Below are 23,734 nucleotides of genomic sequence, written 5' to 3'. Positions count from 1 at the left end.
ATCGGGGTATAAATTCTAACAGGCAGACTTACAGGCAGATGATGAACACTTCTGACAATCATGCTTTAGGTGATTTTCTCCGCGCCAGGCGCCAGCGTCTCGACCCGGCAACGTTTGGCTTCCCGGCGGGACGCCGGCGCACGCCGGGCCTGCGCCGTGAAGAGGTCGCCCAGCTCGCCAGCATCAGCCCGACCTGGTATACCTGGCTTGAACAGGGGCGCGGCGGGGCGCCTTCCCGCGAGGTGCTGGAGCGGATCGCCCGCGGTCTTCGGCTGACCACCCCGGAGCGCGAACATCTGTTTATACTCGCCTTCGGCCATCCGCCGCAGACCCGTTTGACGATCACGGATGATATGACGCCGCGGCTACAGCGGGTGCTTGATGCCTTCGCCATTCCGGCGATTATCCGTACCGCCAGCTGGGACGTGATCGCCTGGAACGCGGCGGCGGCCAGGGTGCTGACCGACTACGGCCAGCTGCCGCTGGCGGAGCGCAACGTGCTGCGGCGCCTGTTTACCCGGCCTGAGGCCCGCTGCACCCTGGAGGACTGGCAGACGGTGGGGCAGCTTATCGTTAATGCCTTTCGCGCCGACGTCACGCGGATGGGCGCCACGAGGGAAACTGACCAGCTGATCGCGGAGCTCAGCCAGCAGAGCGTCGAGTTCGCCCGTTTCTGGCAAAGCCACGACGTCGCCGGCCACGGCGAGGGCTATAAGCGCATTCACCACCCGCAGATGGGCCCGCTCGATCTGGAGTTCACCTCTTTTGCCGTGGAGGGCCGCCCCGATCTGTCGCTACTGGTTTTCAACCCGGCGACGACGGAGAGCCAGCGCAAAATTCACGGTTTGCTTCAGGCGTCGGGATCCTCATCGGGGGAGTACTGAGGGGTAAATTCGTACAGGGCCAGGGCGTTGCTCTCCAGCGAGTCGACCCGCAGCCAGTGGCCGTCGAGTCGGGCTTCCTCCACGCTGAGCGCCGGACGGGCCTGATGCATCAGCCACTGATAATCTTCGGCGTCGGGGCCGCTGCGGCTGCGAAAGGCGTCCACCAGCGGGAACAGCGCGCCGTGGTGCTGATCGAAGAGGTGCTGTTTGATGCGCCAGCGGCCCTTGAGCCCCTGCAGCCGCACATTGTACGGCTGGCTGAAGCGTTGAATAAAAGCCGCTTCGCTGGAGAGCCAGGGGTTGTAGACCACCGTATTGCGCAGCAGCAGCTGGTAGTGCCCCTGGTGATGGAGCAGCAGCAGGTTTTTGTCGTGAAACAGGATCTCGCCGCGCAGCCGTCGCCAGAGCCACAGCACCCAGTAAACCGGGCGTGGCAGCCCGTGCAGATAGTGCAGCGCCAGGCTGGAGGTATCCAGCTTGCCGTTGGCGCGGGCTTCGCCCTGGAGGCCGGAGTTTAACCAGAAGCCCGCCAGCCAGACCTGGTCCGCGACCCCCAGCAGATTATCCATCAACAGCGCGCCGCGAAAAAAGCGCCCGTTGGTGTCCCGCGTATCGCCGGTCAGCGTATTCCACGAGAGCAGCCATAGCGGCAGGTTAAGCTGCCGTTGACGCAGGGCGCTGTGGATCTGTCGCAGCTTATGCGCCGGATAGTGCTCGCTGGAGGCCAGACTGCTGCTGTCCGCCTGAGCCAGATCCAGCCGTTCGTTGGCATCCGCCTGGCAGGCGAGAAAATCGGCTTCCGCCAGCAGCGGCGAGTGGAACAGCGGATCCTCCCCGGGCGCGCTGGCGGCAAAGCGGTGCCAGATCCCCAGCTGCGGCTGCGGCAGCAGACGGTGAAGAACCTCGCGCTGCTGCCGCCAGGCCGCCTGGCGGGCCGCTTCGCTGGCCTGCGGCGACCAGTGCCAGACAAAGCGCCAGCTGCTGAGCGTCGTCGGTGGAAAATGGTTGGCGGCGAGTTGCAGGAAGCGCTGCAGCAGATCGCTGCGGGTGGTGACCCCGGTATGCAGGATCACCTGCCAGCCCATCGCCGCCAGCCAGCTGAAGATCTGCTGCAGGTTGTACCAGCAGGCGTAGCCAGCCATCTGCGGATCGTCCCAGCCGGTGCCGAACAGGCGGCTGCTGAGAAAGGCATCGTTGATATCAATGGCATACACCGGCAGGGCGCGGTGCAACTGCTCCAGTTCGCGGCGCACGTCCTCCCGCAGCAGATCGTCCAGCTCGCGCACGGTCACCACCATCCGGGTATGGCGCAGCACCGCGGCGCGCGCCGGTCGCTGGTGCAGGTTGATCTCCCGGGTTTGCGGCGGATTGATCAACAGCGGCTGACTCTCCCGGTCGCGTTGTTCCGGCTCATTAAGGCGGGCGTAGAGCCGGTCCACGGCCACCGGCTGCCAGCGATCGCCCTGCGGCGGGCGCGGTCGGCCCGGCTCCCGGGGGGACCGCTCGCGATACTGGCGCGGCGTCACCCCATGGTGGCGCTTAAACAGGTCGCTCATCATCCGCGTGCTGGCGAACCCCTGCTCGCGGGCAATTTGCTGAACGGGTTTGCGGGTGGTTAACAGCTGATCGGCAGCGTGGCGCAGGCGCAGCGCGGTGAGGTACTGAACAAAACTGACGCCAACCTCCTTGTGAAACAGGCGTGACAGCCAGGCCTCGGAGACAAACTCGGCGGCCGCCACCTCCTGTAAAGAGAGACGGCGCTGATAGTTGGCGTCGATCCGCGCCACTACGCTGGCTATCCTCCGGCTCCATTTTTCAGCATCGCGCCGTGGCGTGAAGGCAATGGGCTGGCTGAAGCGCGTGGCCAGCAGCAGCGCTATCTCACTCAGCCAACGGTTGGCCTCCAGCCGGTAATGGCCGGGATGATTGACCAGGCCGCTCACCAGCAGCTGGCGCATCAGGCGGCGCAGGCCGTCATCGGCATCGCGGGTGCGCGGCGATATCTGGTAGTCGACGGCAAAAAAGGCGTTGTCGAGGCGGGCCAGCCAGCTGGCGGAGAGGGTGAGGACCATCACCGCGTTGCCCCCGGCGCTGTGCAGGCTCCAGCGACGGTTGCGGTTAACGATCGCCAGCCCGTCGACGGCAAGCTGCTGCGGCGCACCTTCCGCCTCCGCCAGATTTACGCTCCCCTCCAGCACCCACAGCAGCGTCAGCAGATCGCTCTCCGGCTGGCTTAGCTGACGCACATCGCGCACGGTGACGCTAAAGTCGCCTGAATGCTGCTCCACATGGTTCTCCTCTGTAGACAAAAAGCAACCGGTTGTTTTTTGTCATAACCGATATGTATGAAAAACACTCATTCATTTCTCGTCAATATAAAACAAAAAAGCGCGCCTGAAAGCTGTTTCACCCGCATAAACTCGAAAGTGTCGTGCAAACACAACACAGGAATAACAAAAATGACACATCCGTTGCTTGAAGCCTTGCAGGTCAACGAGGCGCAATTTATTGCCTTACGTCGCCGGTTCCACCAGCAGCCGGAGATCGGCTTTGAAGAGCATCAGACCAGCAGCGAGGTCGCCCGACTGCTTGGCGAATGGGGATACGAGGTTCATCGCGGCCTGGCGGGCACCGGGGTGGTGGGTACGCTGCGCGTCGGCCAAGGAAAAAAACGCCTCGGCCTGCGGGCGGATATGGATGCCCTGCCGATGCAGGAGCGGAGCGGGAAGCCGTGGGCAAGCCAGGTTGAAGGGCGCTTTCACGGCTGCGGCCATGACGGTCACACCACCACGCTGCTCTACGCGGCTGAATATCTGGCGCGCACCCGCCAGTTTAACGGGACGCTGCAGCTGATTTTCCAGCCCGCGGAAGAGTTGCTGTACGGCGGGCGGGTGATGGTCGAGGACGGTCTGTTTGACCAGTTCCCCTGCGACGCCATCTTCGGCCTGCACAATATGCCGGGTCAGCCGCTGGGTAAAATCGGTCTGCGCGACGGGGCGATGATGGCCTCCTCCGATACGCTGCATATTGAAGTGAAGGGCGTTGGCGGCCACGGCGCGGTACCGGAGCATACGGTGGATGCCACGCTAGTGGCCTGCCATATTACCCTCGCGCTGCAGTCCATCGTCTCGCGCAATATCACCCCGTTTGAGCCAGCGGTCGTGACCGTCGGCAGCATCCAGGCCGGACATGCGCCCAATATCATTAACGATCACGTGTTGATGAAGCTCACGGTGCGCACCCTCAATGAGCAGGTACGCGAGACCGTGCTGCAGCGGATCCATGATATTGCCGTGGCTCAGGCGGAGAGCTTTAACGCCACGGCTACGCTGACCCACGTCAACGGCAGCCCGGTATTACGTAACGATCCGGCGGCCAACGCCATGGTGCGGGAGGTGGCCACAGCGCTGTTTGGCGCAGAGCAGGTGGGCGAGGTGAAGCCGTTTATGGGCAGTGAAGATTTCGCCTTCATGCTGGAGCAGCACCCCCACGGCAGTTATTTCACTATCGGCGCTGGCGACGAGCCGGATCGCTGCATGGTGCATAACCCGGGCTATGACTTCAACGACGCGCTGTTGCTTAGCGGCGCGGCGCTGTGGTGCGGCCTGACGGAACACTATCTGCGTTAATCACCGGAAACGGGAGGGCCATGCAATGAGCACTGTCACCGTAAGCGACACCCCCTATGTCGGCAGCGATCGTCTGCTGGTGGGGATTGTGCTGAGCGTTTTAACCTTCTGGCTGTTTGCCCAGTCGGTGATTAACGTCGTGCCGGCGATGAAAAGCAGTCTTGATATTTCCCTTGAGACCTTAACCCTGGCCGTCAGCCTCAGCGCGCTGTTCAGCGGCTGTTTCGTGGTGGCCAGCGGCGGCCTGGCGGACAAGTTTGGCCGCATGCGAATGACCACCCTCGGGCTGGGGCTGAGCATCGTCGGCAGCGCCATGCTGGTACTGGCCCAGGGGCCGGGGCTGTTCCTCGCCGGCCGGGTGCTGCAGGGGCTGTCGGCGGCGTGCATTATGCCGGCGACGCTGGCGCTGATTAAGACCTGGTACCAGGGGCGCGCGCGTCAGCGGGCGGTCAGCTTCTGGGTCATCGGCTCGTGGGGCGGCAGCGGCCTGTGCTCCTTCGTCGGCGGAGCTATCGCCACCGGCCTGGGCTGGCGCTGGATCTTTGTCTTTTCCATCGCCGTTGCCCTGGCGGCGCTGGCGTTACTGCGCGGCACGCCGGAGAGCCGCAGCGCCAGCGCCAGCCAGCAGAAGCTGGACGTTGGCGGCCTGCTGAGCCTTATCGCCGGGCTGGTGCTGGTGAATCTGTTTATCAGCAAAGGCCACGGCTGGGGCTGGAGCAGTCCGCTGTCGTTGAGCATGCTGGCGGGGGCGCTGATCGCTGGCGCGGTGTTTATTCGCAGCGGGCTGCGCAAAGGCGAGGCGGCGCTGATCGATTTTGCGCTGTTTCGCAACCGGGCGTACGGCGCGGCGGTGCTGTCTAACTTTCTGCTCAACGGGGCGATTGGCACCATGATGATCGCCAGCATCTGGCTGCAGCAGGGGCACCACCTGACGCCGCTGGAGAGTGGAATGATGACCCTCGGCTATCTGGTCACCGTCCTGGCGATGATCCGGGTCGGCGAGAAGCTGCTGCAGCGCTACGGCGCCCGGCTGCCGATGATGGCCGGCCCGGTGCTGACCGCCATCGCCATCGGCCTGATATCCTGCACCTTTCTCGATAAGGCGCTTTATATCGGCGTGGTGTTCGGCAGCAATGTGCTGTTCGGCCTTGGGCTGGGCTGCTACGCCACGCCGTCAACGGATACGGCGGTGGCCAACGCGCCGGAGAACAAAATTGGCGTCGCCTCGGGGATCTACAAGATGGGCAGCTCGCTGGGCGGGGCGATGGGGATTGCCGTGACGGCGTCACTTTTCGCGCTGTTTTTGCCGCTCGGTATGGCCCATGCCGCCCAGTATGCCCTGTGGTTCAACGCCGCCTTATGCCTGGGGGCGATGGCGGTAAGCGCACTGCTGCTGCCGCGCGCCTCTCACAGCTGATGCTTTTTCAGCAGCGCGCGGAGCTGATGATAGGTTAAGCCTAACAGCTCCGCCGCCTGCTTCTGATGATACTTCGCCTGCTGCAGACTCCGCTGCAGCAGGCGTTTTTCCTGCTGTAGCTGAAAATCGCGGAGATCCAGCGGCAGGGCGGGCGGTTCGTCCCCGGACGCGGCCTCCGGCACGGAGGCCGCGGACTGACGGAAAGGGTTGAGGATAATGGCGTCCAGCTCGTGCTCGCTGTCGCCGTGGCGATAGACCGAGCGCTCGACGACGTTCTTCAGTTCACGAATATTTCCCGGCCAGCGGTAGCCGAGCAGCGTGGCGGTGGCTCGTTCGCTGAAGCCGGGAAACAGCGGCAGACCGAGCTCGCGGCACATCTGAATGGCAAACTGGTTGGCGAGCAGCATGATGTCGCTCTGCCGTTCGCGCAGCGGCGGGAGCTGCACCACGTCGAAGGCCAGACGGTCGAGCAGGTCGGCGCGGAAATGGCCTTCCTCCACCATCCGCGGCAGGTCGGCGTTGGTGGCGCACACCAGCCGGACGTTGACCTGCAGCGGCTGGCTGCCGCCCACGCGCTCCAGCTCGCCATATTCAATCACTCTTAACAGCTTCTCCTGCACCAGCATCGGGGCCGTCGCCAGCTCATCGAGAAACAGCGTCCCGCCGTCGGCGCGCTCGAAGCGTCCGGGATGGCGCTTGCTGGCGCCGGTGAAGGCCCCGGCTTCGTGGCCAAACAGCTCCGAATCGAGCAGATTGTCATTCAGCGCCGCGCAGTTCAGCGAGATAAACGGCCCCTGCCAGCGGGCGGAGAGGTAGTGCAGACGGTTGGCGATAAGCTCTTTCCCGGTACCGCGCTCGCCGATGACCAGCACCGGTTTGTCCAGCGGAGCCAGCCGGGAAACCTGTTCCAGCACCTCGAGAAAGCTGTTGGCCTCGCCCAGCAAATTATCCTTGTACTGCGCCATGATGAATTTCGCCATTAAGTAGTGTGATTAACCAGGTGACTGTAGCAATGCCCTGCCTGTTTCGCAACCACTGTGTTTAAAATCAATAAGATAAAAAGTTGGCACGCCATTTGTATTAGCTAAGCCACAGGTGAATGCCTGCAACCAGAACTATGAGGACTGAAATTATGGGTATTTTTTCTCGTTTTGCCGACATCGTGAACGCCAACATCAACTCCCTGCTGGAGAAAGCCGAGGACCCGCAAAAGCTGGTGCGTCTGATGATCCAGGAGATGGAAGACACCCTGGTTGAGGTACGTTCCACGTCGGCCCGCGCGCTGGCGGAAAAGAAACAGCTGACCCGTCGTATTGAGCAGGCGGTCGCCCAGCAGGCGGAATGGCAGGAAAAGGCCGAGCTGGCCCTGCGCAAAGAGAAAGAGGATCTGGCCCGGGCGGCGCTGATCGAAAAACAGAAGCTGACCGACCTTATTGCTCAGCTGGACCACGAAGTGCAGCTGGTGGATGAAACGCTGGCGCGCATGAAGAAAGAGATTGGCGAGCTGGAGAACAAACTCAGCGAAACCCGCGCCCGTCAGCAGGCGCTGGCGCTGCGTCATCAGGCGGCGAGTTCGTCCCGCGATGTGCGTCGCCAGCTGGACAGCGGTAAACTGGATGAGGCGATGGCGCGCTTTGAATCCTTTGAACGTCGCATCGATCAGATGGAAGCGGAAGCGGAGAGTCACCGCTTTGGCAAGCAGCAGACGCTGGATCAGCAGTTTGCCGAACTGAAAGCGGACGATGAAATCAGCGAGCAGCTGGCGGCGTTGAAAGCCAAAATGAATCAGTCCAACCAGTAAGTACGATTGCGCGGCGCGGCGTTGCGCCGCGGCTCACCCCCTGTAAGGAGTACACATGAGCATGCTTTTTCTCGCCATTCCGTTGACGCTGTTTGTGCTGTTTGTTCTGCCGGTCTGGCTGTGGCTGCACTACAACAATCGCGGCGCCAACGGGACGCTGACGCAAAATGAGCAGCAACGGCTGCTGCAGTTGACCGATGACGCGAAGCGGATGCGCGAGCGCATTCAGGCGCTGGAAGCGATCCTGGATGCCGAACATCCGAACTGGAGAGACAAATAATGGCTGGACTGGATCTGAATAAAAAACTGTGGCGTATCCCGCAGCGCGGGATGGTCAAGGGCGTCTGCGCGGGTATTGCTCAGCATCTTGATGTCCCGGTGAAGCTGGTGCGCCTGATTACCGTGCTGGCGATGATTTTTGGCCTCTTTTTCTTCGTCCTGGTGGCCTACATCATTCTGACCTTCGCCCTGGACCCGATGCCGGACAGTGAGCTTTACGGCCACAAAGCGCCGAGCAATGGCGATCTGCTGGCCGCCGTGGATGCCGAACTGGCCTCCGACGAACAGCGTCTGCGTGAGATGGAACGGTACGTCACCTCCGACACCTTCACGCTGCGCAGCCGCTTTCGTCAGCTGTAAATCCTGTTGTTAACGAGTGAGGCAACGCATGAATAGCAAATGGCAACGCGCCGGGCAGCAGGTTAAGCCCGGCCTGAAAATCGTCGGTAAGCTGGCGCTGCTGACCGCGCTGCGTTATGGCCCGGCGGGCGTTGCCGGCTGGGCGGTCAAATCGGTCGCGCGACGGCCGCTGAAAATGCTGCTGGCGGTGGCGCTGGAGCCGCTGCTCAGCCGGCTGGCCAACCGCGTCACGCGCGGGATGAAATAACGCCGCCGTGGGGAAGGCGCAAAAGGATTCACGTTCTCCTGCTTATCCCCGGCAGATAGCTTATGATGACGAGACACACCTTCAGGGCATAACGGACTGGCGATGAAGCGACTGAAAACTGAATTGAATGCGCTGGTCAACCGCGGGGTTGACCGGCATTTACGGCTGGCGGTGACCGGCCTGAGCCGCAGCGGCAAAACGGCGTTTATCACCGCGCTGGTCAACCAACTGCTGAATATTCACACCGGCGCCCGCCTGCCGCTGCTGAGCGCCGCGCGCGAAGAGCGACTGCTCGGCGTCAAGCGCGTACCGCAGCGGGACTTTGGCATTCCGCGATTCACCTACGATGAAGGGCTGGCCCAGCTGTACGGCCAGCCCCCCATGTGGCCAACCCCGACGCGCGGCGTTAGCGAGATCCGTCTCGCGCTGCGCTACCGTTCCAACGACTCCCTGCTGCGCCATTTTAAAGACACCTCCACGCTGTACCTGGAGATCGTCGACTATCCGGGCGAGTGGCTGCTCGATCTGCCGATGCTGGCGCAGGATTATCTGAGCTGGTCGCGGCAGATGACCGGACTCCTGCAGGGACAGCGTGCGGAGTGGTCGACCCGCTGGCGGCAGTTGTGCGCCGGGCTGGATCCGCTGGCCCCTGCCGACGAGGCCCGGCTGGCCGAGATCGCCGCCGCCTGGACGGATTATCTGCACGCCTGTAAGCGCGAAGGGCTGCACTTTATCCAGCCCGGACGCTTTGTCCTGCCCGGCGAAATGGCCGGCGCGCCGGCGCTACAGTTTTTCCCATGGCCTGACGTCGATGCCGTCGGCGAAGCCAAGCTGGCGCAGGCCGATAAACACAGCAACGCCGGCATGCTGCGCGAACGCTACAAGTACTACTGCGAAAAGGTGGTGAAGGGGTTCTACAAAGAGCACTTCCTGCGCTTCGACCGACAGATTGTGCTGGTGGACTGCCTGCAGCCGCTGAACAGCGGGCCGCAGGCGTTTAACGATATGCGCCTGGCGCTGACCCAGCTGATGCAAAGCTTCCATTACGGGCAGCGCACCCTGTTCCGCCGGCTGTTTTCGCCGGTCATCGACAAGCTGCTGTTCGCCGCCACCAAAGCTGACCACGTCACGGTGGATCAGCACAGCAATATGGTGTCGCTCCTGCAGCAGCTGATCCAGGACGCGTGGCAGAATGCCGCCTTCGAGGGGATCAGTATGGATTGCCTGGGGCTGGCGTCCATTCAGGCGACCCAGAGCGGGCTGATTGAGCTGAACGGCGAGAAAATCCCCGCCCTGCGCGGCAATCGGCTGAGCGACGGCCAGCCGTTGACCATCTATCCCGGCGAGGTGCCGGCGCGCCTGCCGGGGCAGGCCTTCTGGCAGCAGCAGGGATTTCAGTTTGAAAACTTTCGTCCGCAGGTCATGGATGTCGATCGGCCCTTGCCGCACATTCGCCTCGACGCGGCGCTGGAATTTTTGATTGGAGATAAACTGCGATGAGCGAACCGTTAAAACCGCGGATTGATTTTGATGGCCCGCTGCAGGCGGAAAAAACGCCGCCGCTGAAAAGCGCCCGCGCCTTCGACCGACGGGAAGCCGACAACTTCGCGCCGGCGCTTCTGGTGACCGGCGAAGAGGAAGAGGGAGCGGCAGAGGCGGTGGTGGAGTCGGTGCTACGGCCGAAACGCAGTCTGTGGCGGCGGATGGTCAGCGCTGGCCTGGCGATCTTCGGCGTCAGCGTCGTGGCGCAAGGGGTGCAGTGGACCGCCAACGCCTGGCAGACGCAGGACTGGATTGCGCTGGGCGGCTGCGCTGCCGGGGCGCTGATCGTCGGCGCCGGCGTCGGATCGGTGGCCACCGAGTGGCGCCGCCTGTGGCGACTGCGCCAGCGCGCCCACGAACGCGATGAAGCCCGCGATATGCTGCACAGTCACGCGGTCGGCAAAGCGAAATCCTTCTGTGAGAAGCTGGCGCAGCAGGCGGGTCTGGATCAGTCGCATCCGGCGCTGCAGCGCTGGTATGCCGCCATCCACGAAACGCAAAGCGACCGGGAAGTGGTCAGCCTCTATGCCCAGCTGGTGCAGCCGGTGCTCGATGCCCAGGCGCGGCGGGAAATCAGCCGTTCGGCGGCGGAGTCGACGCTGATGATCGCCGTCAGTCCGCTGGCGCTGGTGGATATGGCGTTTATCGCCTGGCGCAATCTGCGGCTGATCAACCGAATTGCCACCCTGTACGGCATTGAGCTGGGGTATTACAGCCGCCTGCGTCTGTTTCGCCTGGTGCTGCTGAATATCGCTTTCGCCGGCGCCAGCGAACTGGTGCGCGAGGTGGGCATGGACTGGATGTCGCAGGATCTGGCGGCCCGGCTGTCGGCGCGCGCCGCGCAGGGCATCGGCGCCGGTCTGCTTACCGCCCGCCTTGGTATCAAGGCGATGGAGTTGTGCCGCCCGCTGCCGTGGATCGCCGATGATAAACCGCGGCTCGGCGATTTTCGTCGCGAGCTGATTGGCCAGCTGAAAGAGACCCTGCAGAAAAGCAAAACCAGTCCGGAGAAGTAACCTCCGCTCAGAGACATCGCCGGGCGGCGGTTTGGCCTTGCCCGGCCTGCGAGGTCGAGTCCAGGCTTACGCACCTGCCGCGCCGCGGGCAATGTCCGGTCATACGCATTCCGCCGCCAGCCACTCGCTGAAGGCGCGAAAGCGCGGGCGCGAGCGGTTCTCCTGCGGACAAATCAGATCATAGCCAAAGGGAGATTCCGCCTCGTCTTCGGACAAGGCTACCAGTCTCCCGGTGGCGAGCAGCGGCTGGATCAGCGTTTTACGTCCCATCACGACCCCGAGTCCATTCAACGCCATCTCAATGGCCAGCGAGTGGTTGTTCACCGCGTAATACCGGCCGTCAAAGGGTAACGCCTGTCCGCTTTGCTGGCACCACAGGCGCCATTCGGCAAACTGATCCTGCACGTCGGTGGATTCGCAGGCATGGATCCAGACGATCGCCGCCGCGTCCCCGCCGCTCAGCGGGCGATACTGCCGGCGATACTCCGGAGAGCAGACCGGCAGCAAACTTTCCGCCATCAACCGTTGTTGATAAAGATCGGGATAGCGCGTGGCGCCGTAATAAATCGCGAGGTCCACCCGCTCCTCGTTAAAATCCATCACCCCGGCGCGGACGCGAAACTGTAGATTTAGTCCCGGCCACTGGGCCTGGAAGCGGGGCAGACGCGGCATCAGCCAAAGATGGGCCAGGGTCGGCGCAATACCAATATGCAGCGTGCCGCGCAGATCCTGTTCGCGAATATCCTCAATTTCATCGTTAATCGCCCGCAGCGAATGGCTCAACGTCGTCAGCAGGCGTTTGCCTTCCTCCGTCAGCGCCAGTTTACGCGTCATGCGAATAAACAGGCGAAACCCGATATGCATCTCCAGCTTGCGGATCCGATGGCTGACCGCCCCCTGGGTCAGGTTCATTTCATGCGCGGCGAGGGTAAAACTCAAATGGCGGGCGGTCACCTCAAAGGTCTGCAGCAGCGCAAGGATGCTTTGTTGTTCAAGCACAGGTTGTCTCCCTTATGCATTAATTTGCTTCATGCATAGGCCGATTTAATTCGTTTGTTACGCCAGTTTGGCCGGTTTTAAATAGTTATATCGTAACTAAACCGAGGTATACCATGTCAGGACTCAAAATTGTGGTGATTGGCGGCGGCTCCAGCTACACCCCGGAACTGATTGAAGGTTTGCTTAACCGCTATCACGAGATGCCGGTCGCTTCGCTATGGTTGGTGGACATTGAAGAGGGCAGAGAGAAAGTCGAGATCATCGCCGGACTGGCGCGGCGAATGATCGCCAAAGCCGGGCTGACCATCGAGGTGGTGGCTACCCTGGATCGGGAGAGCGCCCTGCGCGATGCCGATTTCGTCTGCTCGCAGTTTCGCGCCGGCTGCCTTGACGCCCGCATCAGCGATGAACGTATTTCCCTCAAGTATGGCCTGATCGGCCAGGAGACCAACGGCCTTGGGGGCTTCGCCAATGCCTGCCGTACCATTCCCATCGCCCTGGCGATTGCTGCCGATATGGAACGACTCTGCCCTGACGCCTGGCTGCTGAACTTTACCAACCCGTCGGGGATGGTGACCGAAGCGATCCTGCGCCACAGTCGCATCAAAGCCGTCGGCCTGTGTAATGTGCCGGTGATTATGCAAAAAGGGGTGACCACCCTGCTGCAATGCGCTGACGAAAAGGAGGTAGTGATGCAGGTCGCCGGCCTGAACCACTTTATCTTCGTGCGCCAGATCCTGCACAAAGGAAAAGAGTGGCTGCCGGAGGTCATCGCCGAGATCAATGCCGGTCGGGATCCGCTGGTGCCGCGCAACATTCCGCCGTTCCGTTGGCCGTCGCATCTCCTGCAGGGCTTAGGCATGATCCCCTGCGCCTATCTGCGTTATTACTACATGAAGGACGATCTGCTGCGTCAGGAGCTGGCGGAGGCGGGCGGCGAAGGGACCCGTGGCGAAGTGGTTAAGCAACTGGAAAAAACCTTGTTTGAACAGTACAGCGACCCGCACCTCGCGGTTAAACCGAAGGCGCTGGAGGGCCGTGGCGGTCAGTACTATTCCGAGGCGGCCTGCGAGCTGATGAATGCCATCTACAACGACAAGCGCATTATCATGCACGTCAACACGCGCAACAACGGCGCCATCAATGGCCTGCCGGATGACTGTGCGGTGGAGGTCAGCTCGCTGATCACCGCTTCCGGTCCGCTGCCCCTCAACGTGGCGCCGTTCCCTGACGATACCCTGCGTTTGCTGCAGCTGATGAAATCTTTCGAACAGCTGACCATCGAGGCCGCCATCACCGGCAACCGCCATACGGCGTGGCGCGCGCTGGTGCTGAATCCGCTGATTGTCAGCGGCGAGAAGCTCGAACAAGCGTTGGATGACGTGATCGCCCATAACCGCCAGTGGCTGCCTGCCTTCCATGCTTAACCCCCAATTAACCGGCCGGACGGCCGGTTAATTGACCACTGACCGCCTGACTTTACGGCGCAACGCCCATTTTTCCGCCATGCTGTCAATAATTGTTGACAGTTAGCTTCCCGAAAGTCCATTCCTGGCCTATTATTCTCCGGTCATTGGCACTTTTAGGGTGAACACTCCCATGCGTCTTGAAGTCTTTTGTGAAGACCGCCTCGGTCTGACTCGTGAATTGCTCGATTTGCTGGTGCTGCGCGGCATTGATCTGCGTGGTATCGATATTGACCCTATTGGCCGTATCTACCTCAATTTTGCCGAACTGGAGTTCGCCACCTTCAGCAGCCTGATGGCGGAGATCCGCCGTATCGCCGGCGTGACAGACGTGCGCACCGTGCCGTGGATGCCATCCGAGCGTGAACATCTGGCGCTGAGCGCGCTGCTGGTGGCGATGCCGGAGCCGGTGCTGTCGCTGGATACCAAAGGCAGGGTCGAACTGGCCAACCCCGCCAGCTGCCTGCTGTTTGGCCAAAGCCAGGCGAAGCTGCGCAACCATCCGGTGGCGCAACTGATCGACGATTTTAACGCCCAGCGCTGGCTGGAAAGCAGCCCGCAAGAGACGCTGGCGGAGCATGTGGTGGTGAATGGGCAGAACTACCTGCTGGAAGTGACCCCGGTTTATCTGGAAGGGGAGCATAACGAGCGAGTGCTGACCGGCGCTGTGGCGATGCTGCGCTCAACCGTGCGCATGGGACGCCAGCTGCAGACCATGACCAGCCAGGACACCAGCGCCTTCAGCCAGATCCTCGCGGTGGGGCCGAAAATGCGCCACGTGGTGGAGCAAGCGCGTAAGCTGGCGATGCTCAGCGCGCCGCTGCTGATTGTCGGCGACACCGGCACGGGTAAAGATCTGCTGGCGCACGCCTGCCATCTGGCCAGTCCGCGGGCGGGCAAACCCTATCTGGCGCTCAACTGCGGCTCCATTCCTGAGGACGCCGTTGAGAGCGAGCTGTTCGGTGACGCGCTGCAGGGCAAAAAAGGCTTCTTTGAGCAAGCTAACGGCGGCTCGGTGCTGCTGGATGAAATTGGCGAGATGTCGCCGCGAATGCAGACCAAGCTGCTGCGCTTCCTCAACGACGGTACCTTCCGCCGCGTCGGCGAGGATCATGAGGTGCACGTCGATGTGCGGGTGATCTGCGCGACGCAGAAAAACCTGGTCGAGCTGGTGCAGAAAGGGCTGTTCCGGGAAGATCTTTACTATCGCCTCAATGTCCTGACGCTGTATCTGCCGCCGCTGCGCGACTGCCCGCAGGACATTATGCCGCTGACCGAGCTGTTTGTGGCGCGCTTTGCCGATGAGCAGGGGATCCCCCGACCGAAGCTCTCCGCCGACCTCAGTACGGTGCTTACCCGCTACAGCTGGCCCGGCAACGTCCGCCAGCTGAAGAATGCCGTTTATCGCGCGCTAACCCAGCTGGAAGGATTCGAGCTGCGTCCGCAGGATATTTTGCTGCCGGACCACGACGTCGCCTCGCTGCCGGTGGGCGAGGAGGCCATGGAAGGATCGCTGGACGATATTACCCGCCGCTTTGAGCGCTCGGTATTGACCCAGCTCTATCGCAGCTACCCCAGCACCCGTAAGCTGGCGAAGCGGCTGGGGGTGTCGCATACCGCCATCGCCAATAAGCTGCGCGAATATGGTTTGAGTCAGAAAAAGGGCGACGAATAATCGCTGAACGCCGGCGACGCTCGTCGCCGGTATCCCGGCCTGCAAAGCGGGCTAAACCTGTATATACTGGTTTTTTAATCCTTTTTCCGGGGTGGTGCATATTGGCGTCGCGTCGCGCGATCGGGCAATGGCTGACATTGCTGCTGCTCTCAATTCTCTTTTCCTCGCTGCTGTTACGCATTCATCTGCCGGCAGCGCTGCTGCTGGGGCCGCTGATTGCCGGTCTGATTTTGAGCCTGCGCGGGGTGAAGCTGAGGATCCCCCGCGCCTGTTATCTGGCGGCGCAGGCTATCGTCGGCTGTATGATCGCCCGCGCCATTAACCCCTCCGTTTTTGGCGTGCTGTTCAACAACTGGGCGCTGGTGCTGGCGATCCTGTTAACGACCCTGGCGATCAGCGGCCTCACCGGCTGGCTGCTGGTCCGCTACAGCGCGCTGCCGGGCGCCACCGGCGCCTGGGGAAGCTCTCCCGGCGGGGCGTCGGCAATGGTAGTGATGGCTCAGGAGTACGGGGCTGATGTACGCCTGGTGGCGCTGATGCAGTATCTGCGAGTGCTGTTTGTCGTCGGCGCGGCGGCGCTGGTGGTGCGCTATGCCCTGGGCAACGAGGCGCAAACAATGAGCCAGGCTATCGTCTGGTTTCCACCGTTGACCCTTCATTTCCCTTTAACGCTGCTGCTGACAGCGGCGGGCTGCTGGCTGGGCGTGCGGCTGCGCATTCCTTCAGGCGCCATGCTGCTGCCGATGCTGCTCGGCGCGCTGACCCAGGGGGGCGGCTGGGTGATGCTGGAGCTGCCGGAGTGGCTGCTGGCGATGGCCTACGCGGTGCTGGGCTGGACGGTGGGACTGAAGTTTAACAAGGCGGTGTTTCTGTTGGCCCTGAAGACGCTGCCGCAGATTATCGCTTCCATTCTTGGGCTGATCCTGATGTGCGCCCTGATGGCCCTCGGCCTGACCCACATTCTGCAGATGGATTTCATGACCGCCTATCTGGCCACCAGCCCTGGCGGACTCGACACGGTGGCGATTATCGCCGCCGGCACCCGGGCGGATATGTCGTTTATTATGGCGCTTCAGACGCTGCGGCTGTTTACCATCCTGCTGACCGGCCCGGCGATGGCGCGGGCTATTTCCCGCTATGCGCCGCGGCAATAAAAAGCCCCCGCAGAGCGAGGGCTGAGTACATAGCATGTCCGCAGGCGCGATGCCCCCGGGCAGTCTGTTATCAGGCTTTCAGGGCGGCCAGCGCGGCGTCGTAGTCCGGCTCTTCGGTGATTTCGTTCACCAGCTGGCTGTAGACAACCTGATCGTTTTCATCGATAACGACCACCGCGCGAGCGGCCAGGCCCGCCAGCGGACCGGCGCCGATGGCGACGCCGTAGTCAGCGAGGAACGAGGCGCCGCGCAGCGTGGAAAGGGTCACCACGTTGCTCAGGCCTTCCGCGCCGCAGAAGCGGGACTGGGCGAACGGCAGGTCAGCGGAAATGCACAGCACCACGGTGTTGTCCAGTTCAGCGGCCAGCTGGTTGAATTTACGCACTGATGCGGCGCACACGCCGGTATCAATGCTCGGGAAAATATTCAGTACTTTACGTTTGCCGGCGTACTGGCTCAGCGCGACGTCAGAGAGATCTTTGGCGACCAGCGTAAACGGCTGCGCTTTAGCGCCTGCCTGCGGAATGGTGCCCTGAACAGAAACGGGGTTGCCCTGGAAATGCACGGTTTGTGACATGGTTATCTTCCTGTTTACATATAGTTAACGTCGCGAGTAGTGTATGACATCCGCCAGCTACACGGCAAACCCTATTTAACATTTACCAGAGAGGACAAGGGAATGCGCAACGTGCGAGTGTATGAGGAAGCCTGGCCGCTCCACACCCCCTTTGTGATCGCCCGCGGCAGCCGCAGCGAGGCAAAAGTGGTGGTGGTGGAACTGGAAGAGGACGGTGTGAAAGGGGTGGGGGAATGCACCCCGTATCCCCGCTATGGCGAGAGCATCGCTTCGGTCATGGCCCAGGTGATGGCGATCGGCGAGCAGCTGGAGGCGGGACTTACCCGCGAACAGCTGCAGCGGCTGCTGCCGGCAGGCGCCGCGCGCAATGCCATTGACTGCGCCCTGTGGGATCTGCAGGCGCGGCGCGAAGGCAAAACCTTGCCCCAGCTGCTGGGGGTGACGTTGCCAAACCGGGTGATCACCGCCCAGACGGTGGTCATTGGCACGGCGGATCAGATGGCGGCCAGCGCCGCGGCGCTGTGGCAGAAGGGCGCTCAGCTGTTGAAGGTGAAGCTTGACGACCGGCTGATCAGCGAGCGGTTAATCGCTATCCGACAGGCGGCGCCGGAGGCTACGCTGATTGTCGACGCCAATGAATCCTGGCACAGCGAGGGGCTGGCGGCGCGCTGCCAGCTGCTGGCGGACCTCGGCGTGGCGATGCTTGAGCAGCCGCTCCCTGCCGACGCCGATGCGGCGCTGGAAAATTTCGTCCATCCGCTGCCAATTTGCGCCGACGAGAGCTGCCATACCCGGGAGAGCCTGCCCAGGCTACGCGGACGCTATGAGATGGTCAATATCAAACTGGACAAAACGGGCGGCCTGACCGAAGCGCTGGCCCTCGCCGAGGAGGCAGAACGACAGGGCTTTGGACGGATGCTGGGCTGTATGCTCTGCACCTCGCGCGGGATCGCCGCCGCGCTACCCCTGGCGCCGCTGGCGCGCTTCGCCGACCTCGACGGCCCGACATGGCTGGCGGTGGACGTCGAGCCGGCGCTGCGGTTCAGCACCGGCGTGCTTCATCTTTAAGCCTGCCAGCGCAGCAGGTCGGTCATCGCCGGCAGGTAACGCTCGGTTGCCTCGTCGGCGGAGACCGGCGGGAACTCAGCGGTAATGCAGGGGAGTCCGATATCAGCGCACCAGCTGCCAAAGGAACCTGGGGTGTCGTAGCCCACGCTGCCGACCAGCGGTAGTGAGAAGGCGTCGGCCAGCCAGTGTCCCAGCGGGCTGTGTCCCGGGTCTTCGATGCAGGCCAGCGGATCGTGAAAGGAGACCACCCACGCCGGATGGATCTGATGGATCAACTGACACAGGGCCTGGGTCTCTCGCTCCGAGCCCGGCTGTTCGCCGGTCAATAACACCACGTCTCGTTCCGTCGCCGCGCTGTTCCAGCGGTACACCGTTTCCCCTTGTCTCCAGTTAGCGGCCGGAAAGTTACGGTTGAGGTCAACACCGCGGGCGTTGGCGCGCAGCCCGAGCTGACAGCCGTCAGGATTGACCGTCAGCACCACGTGATGGCGGCGCAGCTCCGGCTTCAGGGTGCGCAGGGCGCAGGAGAGGGTCACAATCGACGAATTCTCATCGCCGTGGGTGCCGGCAATAATCAGGCCGCTGCGGCTGTCGGCCATCGGCGCAGGAAACCACAGCAGCGGCGCGCCCAGTTCCGAGCTGCCGTACTGCCGGGTCCCCGGCGGAAAGTCGCCGCGCTGCGGGCGAGGACGTGAAATAGACATAGGGCTTCCTGTGTGTCGTTATTATGTAGTGTTGGCGAAAAGCGTGCTGGAATCAAACCCATTCCCTGAGGCGTGAAATCCGACGGCACATCAATTTTCTATCATATGTTGTTTGCAATTTCAGGTGATGAAACAAATAATTATCGCTCTGTTGGCGGTGTTTTTTCTCATTTTAAAGGGGATCTTATGAAGTATCCTGTCGCTTTGACATGCGGCGCGCTGTGGTTAGCCAGCGTATCTTCTCTGGCCTGGGCGGCGGACGTACCGCCGGGCACGGTACTGGCGAAAAACCAGCTGTTAGTGCGCCATATCAAAGATGAACCCGCCTCGTTAGATCCCGCTAAAGCGGTGGGCCTGCCGGAAATCCAGGTGATCCGCGATCTGTTTGAAGGTTTAGTCAATCAGGATGCGAAAGGCAACCTGATCCCGGGCGTGGCGACCCGCTGGCAGAGCAACGATAACCGCGTCTGGACCTTTACCCTGCGCGATAACGCCCGCTGGTCCGACGGCACGCCGGTCACCGCTGAGGACTTCGTCTATAGCTGGCGGCGTCTGGTGGACCCGAAAACCACCTCGCCGTTCGCCTGGTTTGCCGCGCTGGCGGGGATCGCCAACGCGCAGAACATCATTGACGGAAAAGCCGCGCCGGAGACCCTGGGGGTCACCGCCGTCGACGCCCACACCCTGCGGGTGCAGCTGGATAAGCCGCTGCCGTGGTTCAGCAACCTGACCGCCAGCTTTGCCTTCTACCCGGTACAAAAGGCGAACGTCGACAGCGGGGCAAACTGGACGCGGCCCGGCAGCCTGGTGGGCAATGGCGCCTATGTTCTGAAAGATCGCGTCGTGAATGAAAAGCTGGTAGTGGTGCCCAACGCCCACTACTGGGATAACGCCAAAACGGTGATCCAGCAGGTCACCTTTGTGCCGATCAACCAGGAGTCCGCCGCCACCAAACGCTATCTGGCCGGCGATATCGATATCACCGAATCTTTCCCGAAAAATATGTATCAGAAGCTGCTGAAGGATATTCCGGGGCAGGTGTATACCCCGCCGCAGCTGGGCACCTACTATTACGCCTTTAATACCCAAAAAGGGCCGACGGCGGACGAGCGCGTGCGACTGGCGCTGAGTATGACCATCGATCGCCGGGTGATGGCGGAGAAAGTGCTGGGGACCGGGGAAAAACCGGCCTGGCGCTTTACCCCGGACGTAACGGCGGGCTTCACGCCGCAGCCGTCGCAGTTTGAGAGCATGAGTCAGGCCGAGCTTAACGCTCAGGCGAAAGCCCTGCTGGCTGCCGCTGGCTATGGCCCGAATCGCCCGCTGAAGCTGACGCTGCTGTATAACACCTCTGAGAACCACCAGAAGATTGCCATCGCGGTGGCGTCGATGTGGAAGAAGAACCTCGGCGTGGAAGTGAAGCTGCAGAATCAGGAGTGGAAAACCTATATCGACAGCCGCAACACCGGCAATTTCGATGTGATCCGCGCCTCGTGGGTAGGGGATTACAACGAGCCGTCCACCTTCCTGTCGCTGCTGACCTCCACCCACAGCGGAAATATCTCCCGCTTTAACGATCCGGCATACGACAAAATCCTCGCCCAGGCGGCGGTGGAAAATTCAGCCAAAGCGCGTAACGACGATTACAACGCGGCGGAGAAGATCATTATGGTCAAAGCGCCGATTGCGCCGATCTATCAGTACACCAACGGTCGGCTGATTAAGCCGTGGCTAAAAGGCTACCCGATCACCAACCCGGAAGATGTGGCCTATAGCCGTACCATGTATATCGTTAAACACTGATGCGTACTGGCCTCCTGCTCAGGGCAGGTTGCCATTGCTGAAGCCGGAGCTGGCGCGGATTACGGCGCCAGTTTCTCCTGCTCACCTTCTCCTGCTCACCTTCTCCCGCCACAGTAGAAAGCATCACTTTTCTGGTAGTATGGCCGACTGAAACCAGGTCTAACCCTCTGAAAGCGAAGCATCAGAAGATCTCATCCGCTGGGTTTTTGTCATGATGCTCAACGTATTCGGCAATCATACCATCCGGATGCTGAACCAGCATGTTCCAGCCGGTTGGCACGATCTTCACCGGGTTGATAATCGTTGCTCCGGTGGAAGGCAGATGTTTCTCCCAGGCGGAAATGTCGTTGACCAGGAAAGTGGTCTCGGTAGCGCGAAAAGGCGCCAGGCTTTTCTCGGTTCCGCCGATTAACAGCACCGAACCCACCTGCGCCAGTTTGAGATCGTATTCAGGATAGTCGAAACGCAACCTCGCCTTCTGCGCGATGAGGTTTTCATAGAACGAAACGGTTTCTTCATAACAGCTCAGCAGCACGCATCGCCGGATCAGAATATTGAGGACTTTCATTACGCCTCCTTTGCCATTGACGTAGAGATAGCCTGGCAGTCCTGAGGTGGAATGCAATGCTTAAGCGTTTAAGAGGTATTTCAAGAACAGGCGTGGGTAGGCGAAGAAAAAGGGTTTGCGCAGCAGGGAAATATGCGTTGTTTAACTTGTTACGAAGCGGTGCTGTATTATAACTTTATAATCAAATAGGCGAGTCGCAAAATTGATACTGATATAAGATCATTTCCGCCTTGCATGACAATTTGCATAGTTCGGAATTAAGCGAAAGCTCTGAGCTCAGCCCCTCCACCAACTGATACCTGCTGCCCGCAGGCATCCTCTGCTACATTCGCAATGTATCAATAACCGCTCTCAGCGCGGGCGACACATTGCGGTGCGGGTAATAGAGAAATGAACCTTCCAGACGCTGGCTATAACGTTGGAGCACCCGGATAAGCGTGCCCTGCGCTAGATCGTCGGTAATCAGTTCTTCCGGGACATAGGCCAGCCCCAGACCGAGCCTGGCCGCTTTGGCTTCCATATAGCTATCGGCGAAAGCCCACTGTCCCTGCGGCGGATGAGTGATTTTTTTGCCATCCACGTTAAGTTCCCAGGCGTAAAGGCTGCCGTCGCCAAACTGATAAGCGATGCAGGGGTGGACGACTAAATCGGCGGGCGTTTGTGGAAAGCCGTAGCGTCGAAAATGTTCCGGTGTACCCACCACCGCCATCTCCATATCGGGCGAAATGCGTACCGCAATCATGCCGCTTCCGACTTCCGGGCCCAGACGTACGCCCGCATCGAATCGCTCCGCAATAATATCGACAAAACGGCTTTCGCTGATCAGTTCCAGTCTGATATCGGGATAGCGTTGTTTAAATACTGCCAGCTTCGGCAGCAGGACTTTATCAATGGCATGCTGGCTGGCATTGATGCGTACCGTACCGGAGGGCGTTTGACGATAGTGGGCCAGCGTGGCGAGTCCCATATCTAAGGCGTCGAAACCGGATTCGACATTGTGATAGAGCTGTTCACCCGCCTGAGTGAGCGACAAACGGCGGGTGGTGCGCACCAGAAGCTGAACGCCCAGGCGCTCTTCAAGTTCACGAACCGCACGGCTGATCCCGGACTGCGCCAGGCCAAGTCGTTGCGCTGCGGCGGTAAAACTGCCTTCCCGCACCACCTGCATAAACAGATAAAGGTCATTATAGTTTTCTCGTTTCGCCATTCTCCCGCCTCGTAATCCGCATGCCATTTAGAACAATATGGTATTAATCTTAGCATTTTTCACCCACTAATCAGCACTATTACTGCTGGCTACACTAAGCCCACGACAACAAAGCGCAGCAGCGTTGTCTACTGGAGATTTGCATTGATCACGTTTATTTAGGGGACTTTGATGACGGTTTTCACCAAAAAACTGACAGCCGCGATACCTGCCATGCTGCTTTGCGCCTCAATAAGTGGAGTCACAACGATGAGTTATGCTGATACGACTAACCCGAATACGCCTGTCTCTTTGATTGAAAAATGGGACAAAACATTTCCTGAGAGCGCGAAAGTGGATCATCGTAAGGTGACCTTCCACAACCGCTACGGGATTACCTTAGCAGGAGACCTCTACTTGCCGAAGGATCGCGGCGACCGCAAACTGGCCGCCATTGCCGTTAGCGGTCCTTTCGGCGCGGTAAAAGAGCAATCCAGCGGCCTGTATGCCCAGACGTTGGCCGAGCAGGGGTTTGTCACCCTGGCGTTTGACCCATCCTATACGGGTGAAAGCGGTGGCTACCCACGTAACGTGGCTTCGCCGGACATCAATACCGAGGATTTCAGTGCCGCGGTGGACTTTCTCGGCCTGCAAAAAGAGGTGGATCGCCACCGTATCGGTTTGCTCGGCATTTGCGGATGGGGCGGTATGGCCTTAAACGACGCGGCGATGGATACGCGCGTCAAAGCGGTGGCGACCAGCGTCATGTATGACATGAGCCGCGCGATGGGGCATGGAGTCGGCGATGGCAAAGACCGCTACACGACCGCCGACCGCCGAGCGGTACTGCAGTACCTGAACGCGCAGCGCTGGAAGGATGCGGCAAACGGCACTTTCGCCCCCGGCGGGCATGACATTTATGTTGATGATAAAGGCAACGTCAGCGCTGCCGATCGTATTTTGCCGGAAACCTTGCCCGCCAATCCCAACCCGGTCCTGAAAGAGTTCTTCGATTATTACCGTATGCCGCGTGGTTTCCATCCGCGTTCGGTTAATTCAACCGGGGCATGGAATGCGACGATGCCGCTGTCGTTTATGAATATGCCGCTGCTGAATTATGCCGGCGAAGTGACTATTCCGACGCTTATCGTGACTGGCGAAAAAGCCCATTCTCGCTATTTTGCCGAAGATGCCTATAAGGCTATTGGCAGCAACGAGAAAGAACTGGTGATTGTCCCTGGCGCAAACCATGTCGATCTTTATGACAACGCCGCAGGCAAAATTCCCTTTAGTCAGTTCGAGCAGTTCTTTAAAACCAACCTGAAATAGATCTCCTGTGCCGGAGACATCCCCAAAGCC

At 60.8% G+C, this 23,734-nt stretch carries 22 protein-coding genes and 1 pseudogene; 16 read left to right on the top strand and 7 right to left on the bottom strand.

What is annotated here, in order from left to right; all coding sequences use genetic code 11:
• The first annotated feature begins 41 nt into the window (after nucleotides 1-41).
• Nucleotides 42-884, top strand: coding sequence for a helix-turn-helix transcriptional regulator (locus tag ACLH1U_RS09340; RefSeq protein WP_065806153.1), 843 nt, complete (start codon nucleotides 42-44; stop codon nucleotides 882-884).
• Here ACLH1U_RS09340 and ACLH1U_RS09335 read toward each other — a convergent pair.
• Nucleotides 851-3,172 (bottom strand): helix-turn-helix domain-containing protein, encoded by a 2,322-nt coding sequence (locus ACLH1U_RS09335; RefSeq protein WP_065806152.1) that lies wholly within the window; start codon nucleotides 3,170-3,172, stop codon nucleotides 851-853. The two genes, ACLH1U_RS09340 and ACLH1U_RS09335, sit on opposite strands and share 34 nt — an antisense overlap.
• Nucleotides 3,173-3,343: 171 nt before the next feature.
• Here ACLH1U_RS09335 and ACLH1U_RS09330 point away from each other — a divergent pair, with 171 nt between their 5' ends.
• Nucleotides 3,344-4,513 carry a M20 aminoacylase family protein gene (locus ACLH1U_RS09330; protein ID WP_065806151.1) on the top strand — a complete coding sequence of 390 codons (1,170 nt, stop codon included), beginning with the start codon at nucleotides 3,344-3,346 and terminating at the stop codon, nucleotides 4,511-4,513.
• Nucleotides 4,514-4,538: 25 nt separating this feature from the next.
• Nucleotides 4,539-5,930 (top strand): MFS transporter, encoded by a 1,392-nt coding sequence (locus tag ACLH1U_RS09325; protein ID WP_023289355.1) that lies wholly within the window; start codon nucleotides 4,539-4,541, stop codon nucleotides 5,928-5,930.
• Here ACLH1U_RS09325 and pspF read toward each other — a convergent pair.
• Nucleotides 5,921-6,910: a phage shock protein operon transcriptional activator gene (gene pspF, locus ACLH1U_RS09320; protein WP_176221036.1), complete on the bottom strand. Its 990-nt coding sequence runs from the start codon at nucleotides 6,908-6,910 to the stop codon at nucleotides 5,921-5,923. The genes ACLH1U_RS09325 and pspF overlap by 10 nt on opposite strands.
• A gap of 152 nt (nucleotides 6,911-7,062) precedes the next feature.
• Here pspF and pspA point away from each other — a divergent pair, with 152 nt between their 5' ends.
• From pspA to ACLH1U_RS09290, 6 genes are all read left to right on the top strand, one after another.
• Nucleotides 7,063-7,731 (top strand): phage shock protein PspA, encoded by a 669-nt coding sequence (gene pspA, locus ACLH1U_RS09315; RefSeq protein ID WP_004203910.1) that lies wholly within the window; start codon nucleotides 7,063-7,065, stop codon nucleotides 7,729-7,731.
• A 55-nt stretch (nucleotides 7,732-7,786) separates the two neighbouring features.
• On the top strand, nucleotides 7,787-8,011 hold the full coding sequence (gene pspB / locus ACLH1U_RS09310) for an envelope stress response membrane protein PspB (RefSeq protein ID WP_023289357.1): 225 nt from the start codon (nucleotides 7,787-7,789) through the stop codon (nucleotides 8,009-8,011).
• Entirely contained in the window at nucleotides 8,011-8,370 is a 360-nt protein-coding gene (gene pspC, locus ACLH1U_RS09305; RefSeq protein WP_411299211.1) for an envelope stress response membrane protein PspC, read from the top strand. Before pspB ends, pspC begins: the two co-directional genes overlap by 1 nt.
• A gap of 28 nt (nucleotides 8,371-8,398) precedes the next feature.
• Nucleotides 8,399-8,617: a phage shock protein PspD gene (gene pspD, locus ACLH1U_RS09300; protein ID WP_002901915.1), complete on the top strand. Its 219-nt coding sequence runs from the start codon at nucleotides 8,399-8,401 to the stop codon at nucleotides 8,615-8,617.
• Nucleotides 8,618-8,719: 102 nt separating this feature from the next.
• Nucleotides 8,720-10,117 carry a YcjX family protein gene (locus tag ACLH1U_RS09295; protein ID WP_032452561.1) on the top strand — a complete coding sequence of 466 codons (1,398 nt, stop codon included), beginning with the start codon at nucleotides 8,720-8,722 and terminating at the stop codon, nucleotides 10,115-10,117.
• Nucleotides 10,114-11,175, top strand: a complete 1,062-nt coding sequence (locus ACLH1U_RS09290; protein ID WP_023289359.1) for a YcjF family protein — start codon at nucleotides 10,114-10,116, stop codon at nucleotides 11,173-11,175. Before ACLH1U_RS09295 ends, ACLH1U_RS09290 begins: the two co-directional genes overlap by 4 nt.
• A 99-nt stretch (nucleotides 11,176-11,274) precedes the next feature.
• Here the strand turns inward: ACLH1U_RS09290 and ACLH1U_RS09285 are convergent, their stop codons facing one another.
• Entirely contained in the window at nucleotides 11,275-12,144 is an 870-nt protein-coding gene (locus ACLH1U_RS09285) for a LysR substrate-binding domain-containing protein (protein ID WP_223825673.1), read from the bottom strand.
• Nucleotides 12,145-12,287: 143 nt separating this feature from the next.
• Between ACLH1U_RS09285 and ACLH1U_RS09280 the strand changes: the two genes are divergently transcribed.
• From ACLH1U_RS09280 to ACLH1U_RS09270, 3 genes are all read left to right on the top strand, one after another.
• A complete protein-coding gene (locus tag ACLH1U_RS09280) occupies nucleotides 12,288-13,601 on the top strand; it encodes a 6-phospho-beta-glucosidase (RefSeq protein ID WP_017900788.1) in 1,314 nt (437 codons plus the stop codon).
• 172 nt (nucleotides 13,602-13,773) lie between these two features.
• Entirely contained in the window at nucleotides 13,774-15,315 is a 1,542-nt protein-coding gene (gene tyrR, locus ACLH1U_RS09275) for a transcriptional regulator TyrR (RefSeq protein WP_065806148.1), read from the top strand.
• Between the two features lie 101 nt (nucleotides 15,316-15,416).
• The gene (locus ACLH1U_RS09270) at nucleotides 15,417-16,469 is read left to right on the top strand and encodes an AbrB family transcriptional regulator (protein WP_411299210.1); all 1,053 of its coding nucleotides are present in this window, start codon (nucleotides 15,417-15,419) and stop codon (nucleotides 16,467-16,469) included.
• 70 nt (nucleotides 16,470-16,539) lie between these two features.
• On the opposite strand, the gene tpx is transcribed toward ACLH1U_RS09270, so the two are convergent.
• Entirely contained in the window at nucleotides 16,540-17,046 is a 507-nt protein-coding gene (gene tpx, locus ACLH1U_RS09265; RefSeq protein WP_334080039.1) for a thiol peroxidase, read from the bottom strand.
• 102 nt (nucleotides 17,047-17,148) lie between these two features.
• Between tpx and ycjG the strand changes: the two genes are divergently transcribed.
• Nucleotides 17,149-18,114 (top strand): L-Ala-D/L-Glu epimerase, encoded by a 966-nt coding sequence (ycjG, locus tag ACLH1U_RS09260; protein ID WP_048297345.1) that lies wholly within the window; start codon nucleotides 17,149-17,151, stop codon nucleotides 18,112-18,114.
• Here the strand turns inward: ycjG and mpaA are convergent.
• Nucleotides 18,111-18,818, bottom strand: a complete 708-nt coding sequence (mpaA, locus tag ACLH1U_RS09255; RefSeq protein WP_032452569.1) for a murein tripeptide amidase MpaA — start codon at nucleotides 18,816-18,818, stop codon at nucleotides 18,111-18,113. The genes ycjG and mpaA overlap by 4 nt on opposite strands.
• A gap of 72 nt (nucleotides 18,819-18,890) precedes the next feature.
• On the opposite strand from mpaA, the pseudogene ACLH1U_RS09250 reads away from it, so the two are divergent.
• Both ACLH1U_RS09250 and ACLH1U_RS09245 read left to right on the top strand, forming a co-directional pair.
• Nucleotides 18,891-19,004: pseudogene (locus ACLH1U_RS09250) on the top strand (hypothetical protein); the annotation flags it as partial.
• The gene (locus ACLH1U_RS09245) at nucleotides 19,005-20,621 is read left to right on the top strand and encodes an ABC transporter substrate-binding protein (RefSeq protein WP_032452570.1); all 1,617 of its coding nucleotides are present in this window, start codon (nucleotides 19,005-19,007) and stop codon (nucleotides 20,619-20,621) included. It begins immediately after the preceding pseudogene.
• A 181-nt stretch (nucleotides 20,622-20,802) separates the two neighbouring features.
• On the opposite strand, the gene ACLH1U_RS09240 is transcribed toward ACLH1U_RS09245, so the two are convergent.
• Together ACLH1U_RS09240 and ACLH1U_RS09235 are read right to left on the bottom strand one after the other, a co-directional pair.
• Nucleotides 20,803-21,189, bottom strand: a complete 387-nt coding sequence (locus tag ACLH1U_RS09240; RefSeq protein WP_072420345.1) for a VOC family protein — start codon at nucleotides 21,187-21,189, stop codon at nucleotides 20,803-20,805.
• Nucleotides 21,190-21,511: 322 nt separating this feature from the next.
• Nucleotides 21,512-22,396 carry a LysR family transcriptional regulator gene (locus ACLH1U_RS09235; protein WP_023289368.1) on the bottom strand — a complete coding sequence of 295 codons (885 nt, stop codon included), beginning with the start codon at nucleotides 22,394-22,396 and terminating at the stop codon, nucleotides 21,512-21,514.
• Between the two features lie 171 nt (nucleotides 22,397-22,567).
• On the opposite strand from ACLH1U_RS09235, the gene ACLH1U_RS09230 reads away from it, so the two are divergent.
• Complete coding sequence (locus ACLH1U_RS09230) at nucleotides 22,568-23,704, top strand: alpha/beta hydrolase (RefSeq protein WP_411299209.1); 1,137 nt, start codon at nucleotides 22,568-22,570, stop codon at nucleotides 23,702-23,704.
• Nucleotides 23,705-23,734: the final 30 nt, after the last annotated feature.

Origin of the sequence: Klebsiella sp. 1SOBk5mer (assembly GCF_046603115.1) — a bacterium.
Taxonomy (GTDB): Bacteria; Pseudomonadota; Gammaproteobacteria; order Enterobacterales; family Enterobacteriaceae; genus Klebsiella; species Klebsiella quasipneumoniae.
The sequence above is the reverse complement of the archived record's forward strand: the minus strand, read 5'-3'. Positions and strand labels throughout refer to the sequence as shown.

Excerpts from the sequence above, each read along its gene's own strand:
- ACLH1U_RS09340 (WP_065806153.1), top strand. The coding sequence starts at position 42 with ATGAACACTTCTGACAATCATGCTTTAGGTGATTTTCTCCGCGCCAGG.
- ACLH1U_RS09330 (WP_065806151.1), top strand. The coding sequence starts at position 3,344 with ATGACACATCCGTTGCTTGAAGCCTTGCAGGTCAACGAGGCGCAATTT.
- ACLH1U_RS09325 (WP_023289355.1), top strand. The coding sequence starts at position 4,539 with ATGAGCACTGTCACCGTAAGCGACACCCCCTATGTCGGCAGCGATCGT.
- pspF (WP_176221036.1), bottom strand. The coding sequence starts at position 6,910 with ATGGCGAAATTCATCATGGCGCAGTACAAGGATAATTTGCTGGGCGAG.
- pspA (WP_004203910.1), top strand. The coding sequence starts at position 7,063 with ATGGGTATTTTTTCTCGTTTTGCCGACATCGTGAACGCCAACATCAAC.
- pspB (WP_023289357.1), top strand. The coding sequence starts at position 7,787 with ATGAGCATGCTTTTTCTCGCCATTCCGTTGACGCTGTTTGTGCTGTTT.
- pspC (WP_411299211.1), top strand. The coding sequence starts at position 8,011 with ATGGCTGGACTGGATCTGAATAAAAAACTGTGGCGTATCCCGCAGCGC.
- pspD (WP_002901915.1), top strand. The coding sequence starts at position 8,399 with ATGAATAGCAAATGGCAACGCGCCGGGCAGCAGGTTAAGCCCGGCCTG.
- ACLH1U_RS09295 (WP_032452561.1), top strand. The coding sequence starts at position 8,720 with ATGAAGCGACTGAAAACTGAATTGAATGCGCTGGTCAACCGCGGGGTT.
- ACLH1U_RS09290 (WP_023289359.1), top strand. The coding sequence starts at position 10,114 with ATGAGCGAACCGTTAAAACCGCGGATTGATTTTGATGGCCCGCTGCAG.
- ACLH1U_RS09280 (WP_017900788.1), top strand. The coding sequence starts at position 12,288 with ATGTCAGGACTCAAAATTGTGGTGATTGGCGGCGGCTCCAGCTACACC.
- tyrR (WP_065806148.1), top strand. The coding sequence starts at position 13,774 with ATGCGTCTTGAAGTCTTTTGTGAAGACCGCCTCGGTCTGACTCGTGAA.
- tpx (WP_334080039.1), bottom strand. The coding sequence starts at position 17,046 with ATGTCACAAACCGTGCATTTCCAGGGCAACCCCGTTTCTGTTCAGGGC.
- ycjG (WP_048297345.1), top strand. The coding sequence starts at position 17,149 with ATGCGCAACGTGCGAGTGTATGAGGAAGCCTGGCCGCTCCACACCCCC.
- mpaA (WP_032452569.1), bottom strand. The coding sequence starts at position 18,818 with ATGTCTATTTCACGTCCTCGCCCGCAGCGCGGCGACTTTCCGCCGGGG.
- ACLH1U_RS09245 (WP_032452570.1), top strand. The coding sequence starts at position 19,005 with ATGAAGTATCCTGTCGCTTTGACATGCGGCGCGCTGTGGTTAGCCAGC.
- ACLH1U_RS09240 (WP_072420345.1), bottom strand. The coding sequence starts at position 21,189 with ATGAAAGTCCTCAATATTCTGATCCGGCGATGCGTGCTGCTGAGCTGT.
- ACLH1U_RS09235 (WP_023289368.1), bottom strand. The coding sequence starts at position 22,396 with ATGGCGAAACGAGAAAACTATAATGACCTTTATCTGTTTATGCAGGTG.
- ACLH1U_RS09230 (WP_411299209.1), top strand. The coding sequence starts at position 22,568 with ATGACGGTTTTCACCAAAAAACTGACAGCCGCGATACCTGCCATGCTG.